Below are 18,687 nucleotides of genomic sequence, written 5' to 3' on the forward strand. Positions count from 1 at the left end.
AGGCGCCGCCCCGAGCTCAGCCGGCGGCCTCCTCGGGGCGCTCGGCGACCTCGGCGTCTGCGGCCTCCGGAACGTATCCCTCGACGTGACGCTCATCGGGACCGACGTACGCGGACAGCGGACGGATGAGGGCGTTCGCCCCCAGCTGCTCCATGACGTGCGCGGTCCACCCGGTCACGCGCGCGGCGACGAACAGCGGCGTGAAGGTGAGCGTGTCGAAGCCCATCAGCGCGTAGGCCGGACCCGAGGGGTAGTCGAGGTTCGGGTAGATGCCCTTCCTGGCGACGAACTCGGTCTCGAGGGCGTCGTAGAGTTCGGCGACATCGGGGCGCTCGTAGTGCTCGACGAGAGTGTCGAGCGCGGCCTTCATCGTCGGCACGCGCGAGTCGCCGCGCTTGTACACGCGGTGCCCGAAGCCCATGATCTTGCGCTTGTTCTCCAGGGCGTCGTCGAGCCACGGAGAGACGGACGCGGCCTCCCCGATCTCGTCGAACACGTGCAGCACGGCCTCGTTCGCCCCGCCGTGGAGCGGTCCCTTCAGCGCACCGACGGCGCCGACGACGGCGGAGTAGAGGTCGCTCAGGGTGGAGGCGATGACCCGCGCGGTGAAAGTCGAGGCGTTGAAGGAGTGCTCGGCGTACAGGACCATCGACCGGTTGAACGCGTCGACGACGACGTCGTCGGCCTCCTCGCCGAAGGTCATCCAGAGGAAGTTCGCCGCGTAGTCGAGGTCGTCGCGCGGGGCGATGATCTCCTGCCCGCGACGGCGGCGCTGCCCGTACGCGACGATCGCCGGGAGGGCCGCGAACAGGCGGATGCTGCGCCGGAGGTTGTCGACCGCGCTGCCGCTCGCGTCCAGCACGGACCCCGACCCGGCGAGATCCTGCGCGCCGAGGAGGCTGATCGCGGTGCGCACCTCGTCCATCGGATGCGCGTCGAGCGGCACCAGATCGATGACGGCACGCACCTCGTCGGCAAGCGCCCGGTGCTCCCGCTCGGTCGTCCGGAGCGCGGCCAGGGCGGCGGCATCCGGAAGCTCCCCGGTCCACAGCAGGTGCGCCACCGCCTCGAACGGCTGAGTGGAGGCGAGCTCCTGCACCGGATACCCGCGGTACAGCAGCGAGTTGGTCTCGGGGTTGACCTTCGAGATCGCGGTGACGTCGGCGACGACGCCCGCGAGTCCCTTCTTGATGTCGGTGGTGTCGGTCATCGTGTCTCCTCGCGGGTGCGGGTTCGTCGGGATCAGCGCTCGACCTGGAACGTGAAGACGTCCTGGTCGAATCGGGTGTACTGCTCGTAATCGACCAGGTCGTACAGGTCGGCGCGGTGCTGCATCTCGCCGAGGCGGGACGTGAGGTGCCCCTCGTCGGTCAGGGTGTCGAGGGCCCGGGAGGCCGCTCCCATCGCCATGCGCAGGAGCGACACCGGCCAGATGACGATGTTCACGCCGACATCCCGCAGCTGGTCGACCGTGAACAGGTCGCTCTTGCCGAACTCGGTCATGTTCGCCAGGATCGGCACGTCCACGGCGGCGCGGACCGCGGCGAACTCCTCCAGGGTGCGCATCGCCTCGGGGAAGATCGCGTCGGCGCCGGCATCCACGAGCGCTTTGGCCCGATCGATCGCGGCGTCCACCCCGTCGATCGCGCGGACGTCGGTGCGCGCCATGACGAGGAAGTTCTCGTCGCGGCGGGCGTCGGCGGCGGCGCGGATGCGGCGGACCGCGGTGTCCCGGTCGACGACGGACTTGCCGTCGAGGTGCCCGCAGCGCTTCGGGTTCACCTGGTCTTCGATGTGCATGCCCGAAAGACCGGCATCCTCCAGGGTCTGGACGGTGCGCGCGACGTTCATCGGCTCGCCGAAGCCGGTGTCGGCGTCGATGAGGGCCGGGAGGTCGGTCATCCGCGCGATCTGCTGCCCGCGTTCGGCGACCTCGGTGAGGGTCGTGAGTCCGATATCGGGGAGCCCGAGGTCGGCGGAGAGCACGGCCCCGGAGATGTAGACGCCCTCGAACCCGTGCCGCTGGATGAGCTTCGCGCTCAGCGGGTTGAACGCCCCCGGAAAGCGCAGCAGCTCGCCCGAGGCGAGCCGCTCGCGCAGCACCCGGCGCTTCTCGACCGCGCTCGTCGTCGCGTACAGCATCAGCGGCCGCCCTCCGCGCGCAGCGCCACGGTCCGCCGTGAAACCCCGGGGCGAATTCGACCCCGCACCGCACCCGAAGGCCCCGCGACGTCGATTTCTCCCCACGCTTTCACGCGCACATCCCCTGCCGCGGCGGTCCGGGGCATCAGAACAGCCCCTTCGGCGCGGGCGCGGTGGCGAGGACGCCGGGGAGCGCGACGATCGACAGCTGCCGGACCTCATCGACGCTCAGCTCCGGCAACCGCTCGGCGAGCGCGAGGAAGCGATCGATCTCCTCCGGCGACAGCACGGGCTCGGCCAGCAGGCGGAACTTCGCGACGTAATCGGCCCGCGCGAAGGGCCGGGCGCCGAGGGGGTGGGCGTCGGCGACGGCGATCTCGTCCTCGATGACCGTGCCGTCGGCGAGCGTCACGACCACGCGGCCGCCGAAGGCCTTCTCGTTCGGGTCCTCCGAGTGGTAGCGACGCGTCCACTCGGCATCCTCGGCGGTGGTGATCTTCTGCCACAGCGCGACGGTGTCCTCGCGACCCGCCCGCTCCGGGGTGTAGGAGTCGACGTGGTGCCAGCCGCCGTCCTGGAGGGCGACGGCGAAGATGTAGGGGATCGAGTGGTCGAGGGTCTCGCGCGACGCCGCCGGGTCGTACTTCTGCGGGTCGTTCGCGCCGGATCCGATGACGTAGTGCGTGTGGTGCGAGGTGTGCAGCACGATCGAGGCGACATCGGCGGTGTCGAACGCGGCCTCGCCGTGCAGCTTCCGGGCCAGGTCGATCCAGGCCTGCGCCTGGTACTCCGCCGAGTGCTCCTTCGTGTAGGAGTCCAGGATGCCGCGCTTCGGCTCGCCCGTCGCGGGCAGGGGCACCTCGTACGAGGCCTCCGGTCCGTCGAGCATCCAGGCGATGACGCCGTCCTCGCCCTCGTAGATCGGCGACGGCGACGTCTCACCGCGCATCGCACGATCGACGGCCTCGATCGCCATCTTCCCGGCGAAGGCGGGAGCGTGCGCCTTCCAGGTCGAGATCTCGCCCTTCCGCGACTGGCGCGTGGCGGTGGTGGTGTGCAGCGCCTGGCCGACGGCCTGGTAGATGGTCTCCGCGGGGAGCCCCAGGAGGGTGCCGATCCCGGCCGCCGCGGAGGGTCCGAGGTGGGCGACGTGGTCGATCTTGTGCTTGTGGAGGCAGATCGCGCGCACGAGGTCGATCTGGATCTCGTACCCGGTCGCGAGTCCGCGCACGAGCGCGGCGCCGTCGACGCCGACGTGCTGGGCGACGGCGAGGATCGGGGGGATGTTGTCGCCCGGATGCGAGTAGTCCGCCGCGAGGAAGGTGTCGTGGTAGTCGAGCTCGCGCACCGCCACGCCGTTCGCCCACGCCGCCCATTCCGGCGACGTGCGGCGTTCGAGCGCGCAGCCGAACACGGTGGCGCCCGATCCACCGACCGAGACGGCGTGGTCGAGCGCCTGCTGCCGGGCGGCACTCACCGGAGCGCGACGCAGCGACGCCGCGGCGACGGCGGCGTTGTCGATGACCCGGTTGATGATCATCTCGGTCACGTCGTCGTCGACGGCGACGGGATCGGCGGCGATCTCGGCGATACGCCACGCGAGCTGCCCCTCCCGGGGGAGGTGCTCGTCGCTGCGGTGGACTCGGAGGTGGTGCATCACGGTCATGGCGTGCCTTTCACGGGGGCGGGGTCGGCGGAGAGCGAGGCCAGCACGCTCGTCAGCGCGTGATGGAGGTGCAGGTGGGTGGCGTGGGCGGCGAGCTCGGGATCGCCGCTGGCGATGGCGTCGGCGATGACCCGGTGCTCCGCGACGGATGCCGCGAGGCGGTCGGGGTTGTCGCGCGCGAGGCGGCGCACGCGCCCGAGATGGGTGCGGACGGTGCGGAGCGCCGCGGCGAGGTAGTCGTTGGCCGCGGCGGCATCGACCGCCGCGTCGAAGCGCGCGATGAGGGCGTAGTAATCCTCGCTTCCCGCGCTCCCCGAGGGCGCCGCGCGCGCGAAGTCCGCCGCGAGCTCTGCGAACACCGCGGGGTCGCCGCGCCGCGCGGCGAGCCGCGCCGCAGCCTCCTCGAGCGCCCGACGCACCTCGAACAGCGAACGGATGTCGTCCACGTCGAGGTCGCTGACGACGGTCATGCGCGGCGACTGCTGGACGACCAGGCCGTCCGCCGCGAGCCGCCGCAGCGCTTCGCGGAGCGGGGTCCTGCTCACCCCGAGCCGCGAGGCCTGCTCGACCTCGCCGAGGACCGTCCCGGGGGCGAGCGCCCCGACCTGGATCTGGCGAAGGAGCTCGGCGTACGCGCGGTCGCTCGCCCGCACCGTCGCTCCGCCGCCCTGCATCCCTCCACTGTATACAGAAATGCGCCCACGGAGGACCCCTGCCCCTCAAACCGCCGCTTACGTATACACACGCCGTCGCCGCGTCCCGCGCCGGAGGGCCTTCACCGCGGCGCGGGAGGGGCGTAGCATCACCGCCATGACGACCGTCATCCGCACCACCGGTCTCACGAAGTCCTACGGGCGGACCGCAGCGCTCGACGGCCTCGATCTGCGCGTGGATGCGGGCGAGGTCCACGGCTTCCTCGGTCCGAACGGAGCGGGCAAGACCACCACCATCCGCATCCTGCTCGGGCTCGCGCGCGCGACCTCCGGCACGGCGACGGTCTTTGACCGCGACCCCTGGAAGGATGCCGTCGACCTGCACCGCCGGATCGCCTCCGTCCCCGGAGATGTGAGCGTGTGGCCGAATCTCACCGGCGGCGAGGCGATCGATCTGCTCGCCCGGCTGCGGGGCGGCGGGCGCACCACGGCCGGCTACCGCGCGGAGCGAGACCGGCTGATGGCGGACTTCCAGTTCGATCCGCGGAAGAAGGGTCGGGCGTACTCGAAGGGCAACCGCCAGAAGATCGCGCTGATCGCCGCGTTCGCGGTTCCCGCCGATCTCTACATCCTGGACGAGCCGACGAGCGGCCTCGACCCGCTCATGGAGATGGTCTTCCAGCGCGAGATCGCCCGCGTACGTGGCGAGGGAGCCACGGTCCTGCTGTCCAGCCACATCCTCTCCGAGGTCGAGCAGCTCTGCGATCGCGTCAGCATCATCCGCGCCGGCCGGGTGGTCGAGACGGGGACGCTCGCCGACCTGCGCCATCTGACGCGCACCGCGGTGTCGTTCACCGCCGCGCCGGAGCGGGGAACCCCGACGATCCCCGGGGCGCACGACATCCGCGTCGAGAACGGCCGGGTGCACTTCACGGTCGACAGCGACCGCGTCGCGGGCATCCTGCCGACCCTCGGGGCGAGGGGAGTGGAGGGGCTGCGCATCGAGCCGCCGTCGCTGGAGGAGCTGTTCCTCCGCCACTACGACCCCGTCGATCCGGCGACGCACGGGGGTCGCCGGTCATGACCGCCCCCTCGCGCGCGGTCGCGCTCGCCGGTCAGCGCCTGCGCCGGGACGGGGTGCAGCTGACCCTCTGGATCGTGGGTGCGGCAGTCCTGGCCGCCGCCACCTACGCGGGCGTGCAGAGCGCGTTCGGCTCGGACGACGCGCGTCGCTCGCTCTTGGCCGCGGCTCTCGCGAACCCCGTCATCCTGCTCTTCCGCGGGCTCCCGTCCGGCGCCGGGGAGGGAGCGTTCGTCGCCTTCCTGATCGTGCCGTTCCTGTGCCTCCTCGCGGCGCTGATGAGCGCGTTCCTCGCGGTGCGCCACACCCGCGCGGAGGAGGAGTCCGGGCGGGCCGACCTCGTCGGAGCCACCTCGGCGGGACGGATGCTGCCGGTCGCCGTCACCCTGCTCCACGGCGCCGCAGCGAACACGGCCTTCGCGATCGTGGTCGCGCTCGCCCTCATCGCCGTGGGTCTCCCCGCATCCGGCGCGGTCGTCACCGGCGCGGCGTCGGGCGGTGTCGGGCTGGTGTTCCTGGGGTTCGCGGCCGTCGCCGCGCAGGTCTTCCGCACCTCGCGGGCCGCGAACACGGCGGGTGTCTCGGCGATCCTTCTCGCGTACCTCGTCGCCGGCGTGGGCAACGCCCTCGGCACCCCCAGCGACGATCTCCAGCGGATGGAGAGCGCGTGGCCGGCGTGGCTGTCCCCCTTCGGCTGGGCGGAGAACACGCGTCCCTTCTCCGACGACACCCTCACCCCGCTCCTGCCGGCGCTCGGGTCGGCGCTCCTCCTCGGCCTCGGCGCACTCGCCTCCTCCCGGCGGCGGGATGTCGGAGCCAGCTTCCTCGGAGAGCGCACCGGTCCCGCCGAGGCGCACCCGGCCCTGCGGTCGCCGACATCCCTGCTGTGGCGGCTCTCGGGGGGCGCCGTCCTCGCCTGGTCTGCGGGCGCGGTCCTGGCGGGGCTGCTCTCCACCACTCTCGGCTCGGTCATCGAGGAGATCGGGGCCGAGAATCCGGCGCTGGAGGCGATGCTCGCCCGGATGTCCGCGGCCGAGGGATCCCTCGAGCAGGGCATCCTCACCACCTTCTTCGTCATGATCGGGATCTTCGCGGCATGCGCCGGAGTCCAGGGGATCGTGCGCGTTAGGCAGGAGGAGCTCCACGGGACCGCGGAACCCGTGCTCGCTGCCGCCGTCGGCCGGGAGCGCTGGCTGGGGGCCGCGGTCGTCGTCAGCGGCATCGCGATCGCCCTCGTCCTGACCGCCGGGGTCGCGGGGGCGTCCCTCGGGATCGCGGTGAGCTCGGGCGAGCCCGACCTGTATCGCAGCGCCGCCGTCGCCGCGGGCGGCCAGCTGGTCGCGGCGGCCGTCTTCGCCGCGCTCACCGCCCTCGTGTTCGTCCTGGCACCGCGCGCGACGCTCCCCCTGGGGTGGGGCCTGGTGGCGACGGCCGCGGTCGTCGGACTGTTCGGTCCGGTGCTCGGGCTCCCCGACGACCTCTCCGGGCTCTCCCCCGTCGCGGCCGCACCCGTCCCCGTCGGCGACGGGACCGACATCCGAGGACTGTGGTGGATGATCGGCACCGCCGCGGCGGCGACGGTCGCGGCCCTCACGCTGATGCGGCGCCGCGAGCTCGCCCCGGGCGGCTGAGGCGTCAGTCCTCGTCCGCGAGCACCGCGCGCAGAGCGTCGAGTGCCGGCCGCTGACCCGCGGACAGCAGGTCCCGGGCGTCGGCGACGGGCACCCACGCGACCCGGTCGACCTCGGGGAAGAACCGACGCTCCCCCGACCGCGGCGGCCACTCCATCTCGAACTCCCCGAAGACCGCGTCCGTCACGTCGAGATCCGACTCGATCGCGAAGAAGTGCAGCACCTTGCGGGAAGTCGCGACCGGGGCCAGGGCGACGGGCGGCCCCGCGGGTGGTGCGAGACCCAGCTCCTCACGGAATTCGCGGCGCGCGGCGTCCACCGCGTCTTCCTCCCCGGGGTCGAACTCGCCCTTCGGGAACGTCCACGCTCCGGCATCCTTCCGGGACCAGAAGGGGCCGCCCATGTGCGCGATGAGCACCTCCCGACCGCCGGCCGCGCGGCGGTGGACGATGAGACCCGCGCTGGTGACCGGCATCCCTCGATGATGGCACCAGCCCCTACGCTGGGGGCGTGCCCGACGACATCGCGAACGCACCGGCCGGCCGCTTCCGCGGCGAGACCCTCCCGAGCGGAGCACGGGTGTGGCGCGGAATCCGCTACGCCGAGCCGCCGATCGGCGCCGCACGGTGGCGGGATCCGCGCCCCGCGACCGCCGCGGAGGGCGTCGTCGACGCCGTGCGCTTCGGCGCCGCTGCACCGCAGAACACCAACCCGGCGATCGACCTCGGCCCCGACGCGGTCTTCGCGGAGGACTGTCTGTTCCTCAACGTCTGGTCGCCGGCCGATGCCGCGCCCGAGGGCCTTCCCGTCATGGTGTGGGTGCACGGCGGCGCGTACACCTTCGGCTCCGGATCGCAGCCGCTCTACGACGGCGAGGCCCTCGCCGGGCGCGGCACCGTCGTCGTCACGATCAACTACCGCATCGGCGCGCTCGGCTTCCTCGACCTCTCCGGCCGCAACACGGACGCGCACCCGTTCGACGGCAATCTCGCCCTGAAGGACGTGCTGTGCGCGCTCGAGTGGGTGCGCGAGAACATCGCCCCCTTCGGCGGAGATCCCGCGCGAGTGACGGTCTTCGGGGAGTCCGCCGGCGCGGGCCTGGTGACCACCCTCCTCGCGGTCCCGCGCGCCGAGGGGCTGTTCTCGCGCGCGATCGCGGAATCCTCGCCGGTCTCCAGCGTCTACGACGCCGCGCGCGCGGCATCCGTGACCGACCTCTTCCTCGAACTCGTCGGGGAGTCCGACCCGACCAACCTCCGCGACCTCGCGGTGGACCGGATCGTGCAGGCCGGCACCCGCGTGTTCGCCGAGATCCCCGCGCGTCACCCCGGCACGATCGCGTTCGGCCCGGTCGTCGACGGGGACCTCCTCCCCGAGGCGCCGGATGCCGTGCTCGCCGCCGGACGCGGCCTCCCGGTGCCGCTGCTCATCGGCACGAACCACGACGAATCGTCGCTCTTCCGGATGATGAAGTCGCCGCTGCTGCCGATCCGCGAGGACGACATCGACCGGATGATGGCCGACCTCGCCGCCGAGCGCCCCGACGTGCCGATCCCGCCGAAGGAGCAGATCCTCGCGGCCTACGAGGGCGTCCGCCACCGCGAGATCGGCCTCGGGATCGCGCGCGACATCGGCTTCCGGATGCCGACCCTGTGGGCCGCCGAGGGCCACGCGCGTCGCGCGCCGGTGTGGCTGTACCGGTTCGACCACGCCACCCCCATGTTCCACGCGCTGCGGATCGGCGCGACCCATGCCACCGAGCTACCGTACGTGTGGGGGACGTTCGGGCGCCGCGCCCACGACCTCACCTTCCGGCTCGGCGGGCGGCGCACCGCCGAAGCGATCTCGCACCGGATGCAGCAGCGCTGGGTCTCCTTCGCCGCGGGCGAGGAGCCGAACGCCGACACCGGGCCGGCATGGCCCGCCTTCGACGCGCAGGAGCGCGCCACCCTGGTCATCGACACCCACGATCGTGTGGTGCCGGACCTGGATGGCGCGCTCCGTGCGGGGTGGGGCGAGACGCCGCTCGCCTTCCCCTGAGGTCCGCCGGCTGCCCGCCGGCAGGGCTCAGACCAGGCGGGTCTTGGGCGAGACGCCGTCTGTGTGCGACGGGTCGTCGAAGACCACACCCGACAGGGCCTGGTCGATTGCGGCGAGCGTGTCGGCGTCGAGGGTGACTCCCGAAGCCTTCACCGTGTCGGCGAGCTGCTCGGGGCGCGACGCGCCGACGAGCGCGGCGGCGACGTTGGGGTTCTGCAGGACCCAGGCGATGGCCAGCTGCGGCATGGTCAGTCCCGCGGCATCCGCCACCGGCTTCAGACGCTGGACGGCCTCGAGGACCTCGTCGCGCAGGAAGCCCTTGATGAAGTTCGCGCCGCTCTTCTCGTCCGTCGCGCGGGAGCCCTCCGGGACCGGCTGACCGGGCAGGTACTTGCCGGACAGCACGCCCTGCGCCATGGGCGACCAGACGATCTGCGAGATCCCGAGCTCCTCGGAGGTGGGGACGACCTTGCCCTCGATGACGCGCCACAGCATCGAGTACTGCGGCTGGTTCGAGATCAGCTGGAAGCCGAGGTCGGTCGCGAGGGCATGGCCGGCGCGCAGCTGCTCCGCGGTCCACTCGGACACGCCGATGTACAGCGCCTTGCCCGCGCGGACGACGTCCGCGAAGGCCTGCATCGTCTCTTCGAGCGGGGTCTCGTAGTCGAAACGGTGCGCCTGGTAGAGGTCGACGTAATCGGTGCCGAGACGGCTGAGCGAGCCGTCGATGGACTCGAAGATGTGCTTGCGGCTGAGACCGGTGTCGTTGGGGCCGCCCGGACCGGTCGGGAAGTACACCTTCGTGAAGATCTCCAGCGACGCGCGGCGCTGACCGGCGATCGCCTTGCCGAGCACCGCCTCGGCGGCGGTGTTGGCGTAGGTGTCGGCGGTGTCGAACGTCGTGATGCCGGCATCCTGCGCGGCGTGGACGGTCGCGATCGCGGCCGCGTCGTCGACCTGCGAACCGTGGGTGACCCAGTTGCCGTAGGTGATCTCGGAGACCTTGAGGCCGGAGTTGCCGAGGTAGCGGTAGTTGACCATGCGTGTTCTCTCTTTCGGGAGGTCGGGGGTCTGCGGGTGGGAGTCGGCGGGGTCAGGGCACGCGGTGTCCCGCGGCGCGGAACAGCTCGTACCACTGGGCCCGGGTGAGGGGGACGTCGGATCCCGCGGCGGCGCCGGCGACCCGCTCGGGGGTGGTCGTCCCGAGGACGACCTGCATGTTCGCGGGATGCCGGGTGATCCACGCCGTCGCGATGGCGATCGCGGGGACGTCGTACTCGGCCGCGAGCCGGTCGATCACCGCGTTCAGCTCCGGGTGGTCGGACGAGCCCAGGAAGGTCCCGGTGAAGAAGCCCGACTGGAACGGCGACCAGGCCTGCAGGGTGATCCCGTGGATGCGCGAGTACTCCACGATCCCGCCGCCGTCGAGGGTGACCGACTGGTCGAGACCCGCCATGTTCGCCGCGACCCCCTGCGCCACGATCGGGGCGTGGGTGATCGACAGCTGCACCTGGTTGGCGACGATCGGCTGCCGCACCGCGGTGCGGAGCAGGTCGATCTGCCGCGGGGTGTGGTTGGAGACGCCGAATGCGCGCACCTTCCCCGCGCCCTCGAGCTCGTCGAACGCCCGGGCGACCTCCTCCGGCTCGACGAGGGCATCGGGCCGGTGGAGCAGGAGGACGTCGATGTAGTCGGTCCGGAGGGCGCGGAGGGATCCCTCGACGGAGCGCACGATGTGCTCGTACGAGAAGTCGAAGTACGGCCCCTCGCGCACGATGCCGGCCTTGGTCTGGATCGTGATCTCGGCACGCTCGGACGGGGTGAGCGCCATGGCCTCCGCGAATCGGGCCTCGCAACCGTGCAGGTCGGAGCCGTAGACGTCGGCGTGATCGAAGAAGTCGATGCCGGCGTCGCGGGCGGTGCGCACCAGCTCGCGCACCTCCTCGTCGGTCTTGTCCTGGATGCGCATGAGGCCCAGGGTGACGTTGGGGGCATCGAGCCCCGACGGTCCGAGCGGGACGCGGCGGACGGTCACTGCGCGGCCTCGTCCGAGAGCGCGGCGATCTCGTCTGCGGTGAGCTCGAGATCGACCGCACGGACGGAGTCCTGGATGCTGGCCGGGCGCGAGGCACCGGGGATCGGAATGACCACCGGAGCGAGCGCGAGCTCCCAGGCGAGGGCGACCTGCTGCGGGCTGACACCGCGGGCATCCGCGACACGCTGGAACGCACCGTGGTTCTCCCCGACCGCTCCGGCCCGGGAGATGCCGCCGAGCGGCGACCAGGGAAGGAAGGCGATGCCGAGGTCGGCGCAGTGCTGCAGCTCGCCGAGGCTCGACCGGAACGCGGGCGAGAACTGGTTCTGCACCGACACGAGGCGGCCGCCGAGGATGTCGTTCGCCTCGTCGATCTGCGCGACGTCGGCGTTGGAGATGCCGGCCATGCGGATGACGCCCTCGTCGAGGAGGTCGCGGATGGCGCCGATCGAGTCGACGTAGGGCACCTCGGGGTCGGGGCGGTGGAACTGATAGAGGCCGATCGCCTCGACGCCGAGGCGCGCCGCGGAGGCCTTGGCCGCTTCACGGAGGTACTCGGGCCGACCGTTCTTCGTCCAGGACCCGTCGCCCGGGCGCAGGTGGCCGCCCTTGGTGGCGACGAGGACGCCGGAGGTGTCGCCGCCGTAGCTGCGGAGGGCGCGCGCGATCAGCTCTTCGTTGTGTCCGACCTCGTTCGCGTCCCGGTGGTACGCATCCGCGGTGTCGATCAGGGTGACGCCCGCGTCGAGGGCGGCATGGATCGTCGCGATCGAGCGGTCCTCGTCGGGACGGCCTTCGATCGACATGGGCATGCCGCCGAGGCCGAGGGCGCTGACGGTGACATCGCCGATTGTTCTCTGCTGCACAGCTCTTCCTTACGTCGTCGGATGTTGCGTGTCCACGCTAGGAGGCCTCATCCTAGAAGTCCAACAACTGTGTTTTCTGTGATTCAGAAGAGAAGGCGATAAATGGATCTGCGCCAGATGGAGTACCTCGTCACCCTCGCCGAGGAGCAGCAGTTCACGCGCGCGGCGGCGGTGTGCGGGGTCTCCCAGTCGGGGCTGTCGGCGGCGATCCGCAGCCTCGAGGAGGAGTTCGGCACGAGCCTGTTCACCCGCACGACCCGCCGCGTCGTCGCCACCGACGCCGGTCGCGCGCTCCTCCCGTTCGCCCGCGAGATGCTCACGCAGGCCGCCGCGGGACGCGACGCCGTGGTCCGCGCGACCCGCCAGCTCTCCGGACGTCTGCGCGTGGGTGCGGAGCAGTGCCTCGGCGTCGTGGACGTCCCGCCGCTGCTCGAGCGGTTCCATCGTCGCTATCCGCTGGTCGACATCCACTTCGTTCAGGCGGGGTCGCACGAGCTGGCTGCGCAGGTCCGCGCCGGCGACCTCGACGTCGCGTTCGTGGCCACCACCGACCACCTGGCCTCGATGAGTCCGGCCGAGCTCGGCCAGCGGCCGCTGGTTCTGCTCGTCCCGCCGGGCGATGCCCTGGCGTCGTCCGCGCGCGTGGAATGGGACCAGCTGCGCGAGCGCGACTTCATCGACTTCCGCGAGTCGTGGGGGGTGCGTACCCTCACCGACGCCGCCTTCGCCGCGCACGGCATCACCCGCCGCGTGCCCTGCACGGTCGATGACATCCACACCCTGCTGGATCTGATCCACCGCGGACTCGGCATCGCGCTGGTCCCCCAGCACGTCGCCGCGAAGCCGCAGGCTGCGGGGCTGGTGACCGTCGCGCTTCCGCCGGAGGAGACCCCGGTGTGGGTCGTGTCCGCCATCGCATCGAGCACCGCCGAGCCCGCGGCGCTCCGGCTGCTGGAGATCCTCGACGTCGACGCGCAGGCGTGCGGAGTCGACGGCGCCTCCTGCGCGGATGCCGTGGTGGAGGAGTCGGAGACCTCGGGGGCGGCTGCGGTCGCGCCCGTCGTGGCGGTGTCCGCGGGCTGACCCGGCACCGGGCCCGACCGGCTCACCGCCGCCGGAAGGCGCTGCGCAGCGACCGCAGGAGCAGGAGGAGCCCCCCGAGCCCGGCGACACTCCCGAGGAACGCGAAGGCCGGCACGTCGCCGGTGAGCATGGGGCCGCCGTCGTCGACCGCGAGGAGGATGCCCGCGAAAAGGAGGGTCGACCCGACCACGGTCGTCGTCACGCGGCCGGCGAGGCCGTCGATCCACGCGCGCTCGTCCGGCGATTCGAAGGAACGCAGACGCACCGAGAGCGTCCCCTCCTCGAGGCCGCGCGAGATGCTCTCCACGCGCCGCGGCATCCGCAGCAGCTGCTCGCTGAGAAGCGCCGACCAGGTCTGCAGCGACATCGCGGCATCCTCCGGCGACATCAGCCGCGTCGCCATGCGCGGGGCGATCGTGAGCGCGCGCCCGACCATGTCGTAGTCGGGACACACCCGCCGGAGGGTCCCCTCGAGCGATGCGAGCGTGCGGAAGACCAGCAGCAGCGACGGCGGCAGCGCCATCCGGTTGCGCCGGAGGACGTCGAGGAGCAGACGGAAGACGTTCTCGTCCATTCCGGGTCCGCCTCTGCCGCGGGAGCTGCGCATGCGGGTGAGGATCACCCCGATGTCGCGCTGCAGGGCCCCCGCGTCCACGCCGTCGGTCCCGCACATGAGAAGGATGACATCCGTCACGGCGACGTCGTCCTCGTTCGCCATGGCGATGAGCATCGGCAGCAGCAGCCGCCGCATGCTGCGCTCGAGGATGCCGACGGCTCCGAAGTCGATGAGGGCGATCCCGCCGTCCCCGTCGAGGATGACGTTGCCGGCGTGGAGGTCGGCGTGGAACACCCCGCGGACGGCGATCTGGTCGAACACCGATTCCAGCAGCCGGTCGGCCACCTCCCGCGCGTCGTCCTCGTCGAGCGCACCGGGCGCCAACCGGGCGAACGGGGTGCCGACCACCCTCTCCTGGACGATCATCTGCGCGGTGGAGAACTCCGGCCAGACACGGGGCACCCGCAGGCCCGAGGCGCCGGATGCCTCGACGGCACCGCGCAGCATCCCGCTGTTGGCCACTTCCACCCGGTAGTCCAGCTCCTCTCGGAGGGCGCGGGCGAACTCGTCCACGAGCGCCGCCGCGCCATAGGCGCGCGCCCACTCGGTCCGCCTCTCGGCCTCGGCGGCGAGCCGGACGAGGATGTCGAGATCGGTCGTGACCTGCGCCCGAGCACGAGGGCGCTGGATCTTCACGACGACCTCGTCTCCGTCGAGCAGGCGAGCGGCGTGGACCTGCGCGACGGACGCCGCGGCGAGCGGTGTCGCGTCGATCGCGGCGAACACCTCCTCGAGGGGGCGACCGAGCTGCGCGCGGATGGCCTCGCGCGCCTCTTCCCACGGGATCGCGGTCGAATCCATCTGCAGGGTCGAGAGTGCGTCGATGAGAGCGGGGGGCAGCACATCCTCGCGGGAGGACAGCACCTGACCCAGCTTGACGAAGGTCACACCGGCGTCGTTCATCGCCGCCACCAGGGCCGCCGGCAGGTCGTCCTCGTCGCCGCGGCGCCGCCCCTCGTAGAACGTCAGTCCGTGCCGGGAGCCGATCGCGAGGATCTGCGCGTAGCGCTTCGCGCGGGCGCGCCGCCGGATGGCGTTCTTGATGACCGTGATCGGGTTCCGCCAGCCGCGCGACGGCCAGAGGAACTCGACCGTGAGCACCGCGATCACCACGGCGGCGAACATCCACCCGATCGTGAGGGCGAGGAAGGCCACGGCGATCGGGCCGCTGACGGTGAAGACGCCGGCGGAGTAGACCTCGGCCTGCTCGAGCGTCCAGATCGCCACCGGAGCGGCGAGGAGGAAGACCACCCCCGCGACGACGACGGCGCGCAGCCATCCGACGCGCACGTCCAGGAGGCGCCGCACGACCCAGGCGGTCGTGACGGCGAAGGCGATCAGGATGAGGCTGAAGACGAGCCAGTCCGGCATGGGCCGATTCTGTCAGTGGTGGCACGCGGCGTGAAGGGAGTGCCGGTTCCTTGCGGTCAGCCGCTTCCGCTCGAGCCCCGGCGCGCACGCGGCGGCGGGCCGGGCGGCACCTCCTTTGCGGCGATGATGTCGGCCACGGCGATGCGCTCGATCCCGCGCTTTCCGTCGACCACCACCGTCTCGGCGTCGGCGCCGAGCAGTTCGCCGAGGGCGTCGGTCGCCTGCCCGGACGGGAGCAGGTAGCGCACGACGACGCGACGGCCGGGCTCGGGGAGCCTCACCACGAGCCCCGCGCGTAGTCCTTAAGGAAGACGCCGAACAGGTCTTCGCCCGACTCTCCGCGGACGATCGGGTCGTACACGCGGGCGGCGCCGTCCACGAGGTCCAGTGGAGCGTGGAATCCCTCTTCGGCGAGGCGCACCTTCGTCGGGTGGGGACGTTCGTCGGTGATCCAGCCGGTGTCGACGCTCGTCATCAGGATGCCGTCGGACTCGAACATCTCGCGCGCGCTCGTGCGGGTGAGCATGTTGACCGCGGCCTTGGCCATGTTCGTATGCGGATGCCCGGGGCCCTTGTATCCGCGACCGAAGACGCCCTCCATCGCGCTGACGTTCACGATGTAGGTGCGGCGCGCGGGGCTCGCCGCCAGCGACGGCCGCAGCTTCGAGACGAGCAGGAACGGCGCCGTCGTGTTGGCGAGCTGCACCTCGAGCATCTCGAGCGGATCGACCTCTTCGACGCGCTGGGTCCACGAGTTCACGTCGTGGAGATCGGGGATGAGCCCGCCCGCGTCGATCGCGGTGCCCGCGGCGAGTCGTTCGAGCGAGCTCGACCCGGCCGCCATCGCCTGCTCGGTGAGCGCGTCGGCGCGTTCGGCGGCCGCCGCGAGGATGGGATGCGCGGTCACGGAGCGCTCGAGCGCCTGCGGATGCCGGTCGTTCGTGTGGCCGAACGTCACGAGCGCGGGGAGCGGCCCGTCCGGGAGCGGCGCGAGCTCGGCCTCCACGAGCGGCTGGTACGCGCCCGGCGAGCGACGGACGGTCTGGGTGGCGTTGTTGATGAGGATGTCGAGGGTGCCGGCTGCCGCGACGTCGTCGGCGAGTCCGATCACCTGGGCGGGGTCGCGCAGATCGATGCCGACGATCTTGAGACGGTCGATCCACTCGGGGGCGTCGGGGAGACTGCGGAACCGGCGCACGGCATCCCGCGGGAATCGCGTCGTGATCGTCGTGTGCGCCCCATCGCGCAGCAGACGCAGGGCGATGTACATGCCGATCTTCGCGCGGCCGCCGGTGAGCAGCGCCCGCTTGCCGGTGAGGTCGGTGCGCGCGTCGCGCTTCGCGTGACTCATCGCCGCGCACGACGGGCAGAGCTGGTGGTAGAACGCGTCGACGAGGGTGTACGGCTGCTTGCAGATGTAGCAGGGGCGCGCCTTGCGCAGAGTCCCCGCCGTCGGCGCGCTCGTCGCCGCCGAGATCGGGATGCCGCGGGTCTCGTCGTCGATGCGGTCGGGCGCTCCCGTGGCTGTCGCCGCGACCACGTCGCGGTCCGCCCGGGCGATGGCCTGCCGGATCTCGCGGCGCCGGACGCGCTTGACGGCCTTGAACATCTTGGCCGTAGCCTGGCGCACGGCGACGAAATCGGGATGCGTCTCGTCGAGTCCGGCCATCCCGTCGAGCACCCGCAGGGTGGCCGCGAGGTCGTCGGGATCGATGCCGGAGGGCTCCAGGACGGTGGGGGCTGGGGTCTCGTCGGGCACAGGTGATTCTACGTCGCCTGTTAGCGTGCGACAGTGACCTCTCTCCGCCGCATCCACGTGTCCGCGGCCGTGATCGTCGATGCGGAGGCCCGTCTGCTGCTCGTTCGCAAGGCGGGTACGACGGCGTTCATGCAACCGGGCGGCAAGCCCGAGCCGGGCGAGACCCCGGCCGAGACCCTGTCACGCGAGCTGGGCGAGGAGCTCGGGCTGCGCCTCGATCCCTCGGCTCTGCGGCCGCTCGGTCGCTACGAGGCGGCCGCCGCCAACGAGCCGGGGTTCGTCGTGGTGGCCGACGTGTTCGCGGCCGACATCGGAGCACAGCATCCGGTGATCGGTGCCGAGATTGAAGAGCTCCGCTGGGTGTCGCGCGTCGACGCTGAGGGCCTCGAGGTCGCTCCGCTCGCGCGCGAGCACTTCCTGCCGTAGGCGGTGCCCTCGGCCGCCGCAGGAGAAGCGTCAGCTCTCGGTCGGCGTCGCCTCGGCCGCTGCCTCGTCCTCGGTGGTGGCGACGAGCTGACCGCACGCTCCGTCGATCTCCTTGCCGCGGGTGTCGCGGAGCGTGGTCGGGATGCCGGCATCGTTCAGCCGGCGGACGAACTCGTTCTGCACATCGCGCTCCGACGCCGTCCACACCGATCCGGGCGTCGGGTTCAGCGGAATCGGATTCACGTGCACCCACCCGCGTCCGCGGGCGTTGAGCTTCTCGGCGAGGAGGTCGGCGCGCCAGCCGTGGTCGTTCATGTCCTTGATCAGCGCGTACTCGATCGACACACGACGGCCCGTCTTGTCGAAGTACTCGCGCGCGGCATCCAGCGCCTCGTCGACCTTCCAGCGGGAATTGACCGGGATGAGCTCGTCGCGCAGCTGGTCGTCGGGCGCGTGGAGCGACAGCGCGAACGTGACCGGGATGTCCTCGGCGGAGAGCTTCCGGATCGCCGGAACGAGACCGACGGTCGACACGGTGATGCCGCGCGCGCTCATCCCGAGCCCGTGCTTCTTGTCCACCATGACCCGCACCGCCTGCATGACCCGGGCGTAGTTCGCCAGCGGCTCGCCCATCCCCATGAACACGATGTTGCTCACGCGCTCCGCGCTGTGGTCGTCCCGCTTCTTGCCGCCCAGGCCGCCCGCGGCGATGAGGGCATTGGCCCGCACGATCTGCTCGACGATCTCGGCCGCTGACATGTTGCGGGTGAGCCCCGCCTGCCCGGTCGCGCAGAAGGGGCAGTTCATGCCGCACCCGGCCTGGCTCGACACGCACAGCGTGATCCGGCCCGGGTAGCGCATGAGCACCGACTCCACGAGGGCGCCGTCGTGCAGCTTCCACAGGAACTTGATGGTGTCGCCGCGGTCGGTCTCCAGGCGCCGCACCTCCGTCAGCAGAGGGGGCAACATCCCGTGGACCAGATCCTCGCGCCCCTCCGCCGGGAGATCGGTCATCGCGGCGGGGTCGTGGGTGTAGTGGGTGAAGTAGTGCTTCTCCAGCTGGCCCGCGCGGAAGCCGGGAAGCCCCAGCTCCTTCACCTTGGCGACGCGCTCTTCGGGAGTGAGGTCGGCCAGGTGGACGGGCGGCTTGCCGCGCTTGGGGCTGGCGAACTGCAGCAGCGGCCGACCCTCGTCGTCCTTCTTCTGGGACCAGCCCTCGGTGCGCGGGCGGACCTGTCGCGGCTCGGTGCGGCGCACGGGGGGCGGAGTGCTCATCCTCCGAGGGTACGGGACCGGCCTGGCCGCCGCCCGTGTGCGC

Annotated in this window: 17 protein-coding genes; 5 read left to right on the forward strand and 12 right to left on the reverse strand. The window is 71.8% G+C overall.

Features of this window, described 5'->3' with window-relative positions:
- Window positions 1-16: 16 nt before the first annotated feature.
- From ABXJ56_RS05105 to ABXJ56_RS05120, 4 genes are all read right to left on the reverse strand, one after another.
- Window positions 17-1,210, reverse strand: coding sequence for a bifunctional 2-methylcitrate synthase/citrate synthase (locus tag ABXJ56_RS05105; RefSeq protein WP_353998636.1), 1,194 nt, complete (start codon window positions 1,208-1,210; stop codon window positions 17-19).
- 32 nt (window positions 1,211-1,242) lie between these two features.
- On the reverse strand, window positions 1,243-2,142 hold the full coding sequence (gene prpB / locus ABXJ56_RS05110; RefSeq protein ID WP_353998637.1) for a methylisocitrate lyase: 900 nt from the start codon (window positions 2,140-2,142) through the stop codon (window positions 1,243-1,245).
- A gap of 145 nt (window positions 2,143-2,287) precedes the next feature.
- Window positions 2,288-3,808, reverse strand: a complete 1,521-nt coding sequence (locus tag ABXJ56_RS05115) for an MmgE/PrpD family protein (protein WP_353998638.1) — start codon at window positions 3,806-3,808, stop codon at window positions 2,288-2,290.
- Window positions 3,805-4,461, reverse strand: coding sequence for a GntR family transcriptional regulator (locus tag ABXJ56_RS05120; RefSeq protein WP_353999967.1), 657 nt, complete (start codon window positions 4,459-4,461; stop codon window positions 3,805-3,807). Before ABXJ56_RS05120 ends, ABXJ56_RS05115 begins: the two co-directional genes overlap by 4 nt.
- 157 nt (window positions 4,462-4,618) lie before the next feature.
- Here ABXJ56_RS05120 and ABXJ56_RS05125 point away from each other — a divergent pair, with 157 nt between their 5' ends.
- Entirely contained in the window at window positions 4,619-5,545 is a 927-nt protein-coding gene (locus ABXJ56_RS05125; RefSeq protein ID WP_353998639.1) for an ABC transporter ATP-binding protein, read from the forward strand.
- Window positions 5,542-7,173, forward strand: a complete 1,632-nt coding sequence (locus ABXJ56_RS05130) for an ABC transporter permease (RefSeq protein WP_353998640.1) — start codon at window positions 5,542-5,544, stop codon at window positions 7,171-7,173. The genes ABXJ56_RS05125 and ABXJ56_RS05130 overlap by 4 nt, the downstream gene beginning before the upstream one ends.
- 4 nt (window positions 7,174-7,177) lie before the next feature.
- Here the strand turns inward: ABXJ56_RS05130 and ABXJ56_RS05135 are convergent, their stop codons facing one another.
- Window positions 7,178-7,648 (reverse strand): NUDIX domain-containing protein, encoded by a 471-nt coding sequence (locus tag ABXJ56_RS05135; RefSeq protein WP_353998641.1) that lies wholly within the window; start codon window positions 7,646-7,648, stop codon window positions 7,178-7,180.
- Window positions 7,649-7,683: 35 nt separating this feature from the next.
- Between ABXJ56_RS05135 and ABXJ56_RS05140 the strand changes: the two genes are divergently transcribed.
- A complete protein-coding gene (locus tag ABXJ56_RS05140; protein ID WP_353998642.1) occupies window positions 7,684-9,213 on the forward strand; it encodes a carboxylesterase/lipase family protein in 1,530 nt (509 codons plus the stop codon).
- Window positions 9,214-9,240: 27 nt separating this feature from the next.
- Here ABXJ56_RS05140 and ABXJ56_RS05145 read toward each other — a convergent pair whose 3' ends face one another.
- Genes ABXJ56_RS05145 through ABXJ56_RS05155 form a run of 3 tightly spaced genes read right to left on the reverse strand, consistent with a single transcriptional unit; the run spans window position 9,241 to window position 12,114 of the window.
- Window positions 9,241-10,254: an aldo/keto reductase family protein gene (locus tag ABXJ56_RS05145; protein ID WP_353998643.1), complete on the reverse strand. Its 1,014-nt coding sequence runs from the start codon at window positions 10,252-10,254 to the stop codon at window positions 9,241-9,243.
- Window positions 10,255-10,306: 52 nt separating this feature from the next.
- Complete coding sequence (locus ABXJ56_RS05150; RefSeq protein ID WP_353998644.1) at window positions 10,307-11,248, reverse strand: aldo/keto reductase; 942 nt, start codon at window positions 11,246-11,248, stop codon at window positions 10,307-10,309.
- A complete protein-coding gene (locus ABXJ56_RS05155; RefSeq protein ID WP_353998645.1) occupies window positions 11,245-12,114 on the reverse strand; it encodes an aldo/keto reductase in 870 nt (289 codons plus the stop codon). The genes ABXJ56_RS05150 and ABXJ56_RS05155 overlap by 4 nt, the downstream gene beginning before the upstream one ends.
- Window positions 12,115-12,216: 102 nt before the next feature.
- Between ABXJ56_RS05155 and ABXJ56_RS05160 the strand changes: the two genes are divergently transcribed.
- Entirely contained in the window at window positions 12,217-13,197 is a 981-nt protein-coding gene (locus ABXJ56_RS05160; RefSeq protein WP_353998646.1) for a LysR family transcriptional regulator, read from the forward strand.
- Between the two features lie 22 nt (window positions 13,198-13,219).
- Here ABXJ56_RS05160 and ABXJ56_RS05165 read toward each other — a convergent pair whose 3' ends face one another.
- The 3 genes from ABXJ56_RS05165 to ABXJ56_RS05175 are packed head-to-tail and all read right to left on the reverse strand — an operon-like array spanning window position 13,220 to window position 16,943.
- On the reverse strand, window positions 13,220-15,184 hold the full coding sequence (locus ABXJ56_RS05165; protein ID WP_353998647.1) for an ABC1 kinase family protein: 1,965 nt from the start codon (window positions 15,182-15,184) through the stop codon (window positions 13,220-13,222).
- A 56-nt stretch (window positions 15,185-15,240) separates the two neighbouring features.
- Window positions 15,241-15,468: a putative acetyltransferase gene (locus ABXJ56_RS05170; protein ID WP_353998648.1), complete on the reverse strand. Its 228-nt coding sequence runs from the start codon at window positions 15,466-15,468 to the stop codon at window positions 15,241-15,243.
- On the reverse strand, window positions 15,462-16,943 hold the full coding sequence (locus ABXJ56_RS05175; protein ID WP_353998649.1) for an SDR family NAD(P)-dependent oxidoreductase: 1,482 nt from the start codon (window positions 16,941-16,943) through the stop codon (window positions 15,462-15,464). Before ABXJ56_RS05175 ends, ABXJ56_RS05170 begins: the two co-directional genes overlap by 7 nt.
- A 33-nt stretch (window positions 16,944-16,976) precedes the next feature.
- Between ABXJ56_RS05175 and ABXJ56_RS05180 the strand changes: the two genes are divergently transcribed.
- On the forward strand, window positions 16,977-17,369 hold the full coding sequence (locus ABXJ56_RS05180; RefSeq protein ID WP_353998650.1) for an NUDIX hydrolase: 393 nt from the start codon (window positions 16,977-16,979) through the stop codon (window positions 17,367-17,369).
- Window positions 17,370-17,399: 30 nt separating this feature from the next.
- Here ABXJ56_RS05180 and rlmN read toward each other — a convergent pair whose 3' ends face one another.
- On the reverse strand, window positions 17,400-18,644 hold the full coding sequence (gene rlmN, locus ABXJ56_RS05185; protein ID WP_353998651.1) for a 23S rRNA (adenine(2503)-C(2))-methyltransferase RlmN: 1,245 nt from the start codon (window positions 18,642-18,644) through the stop codon (window positions 17,400-17,402).
- Between the last annotated feature and the right edge of the window lie 43 nt (window positions 18,645-18,687).

The organism is Microbacterium aurantiacum, from assembly GCF_040532595.1.
In the GTDB taxonomy this organism is placed as follows: domain Bacteria; phylum Actinomycetota; class Actinomycetes; order Actinomycetales; family Microbacteriaceae; genus Microbacterium; species Microbacterium chocolatum_B.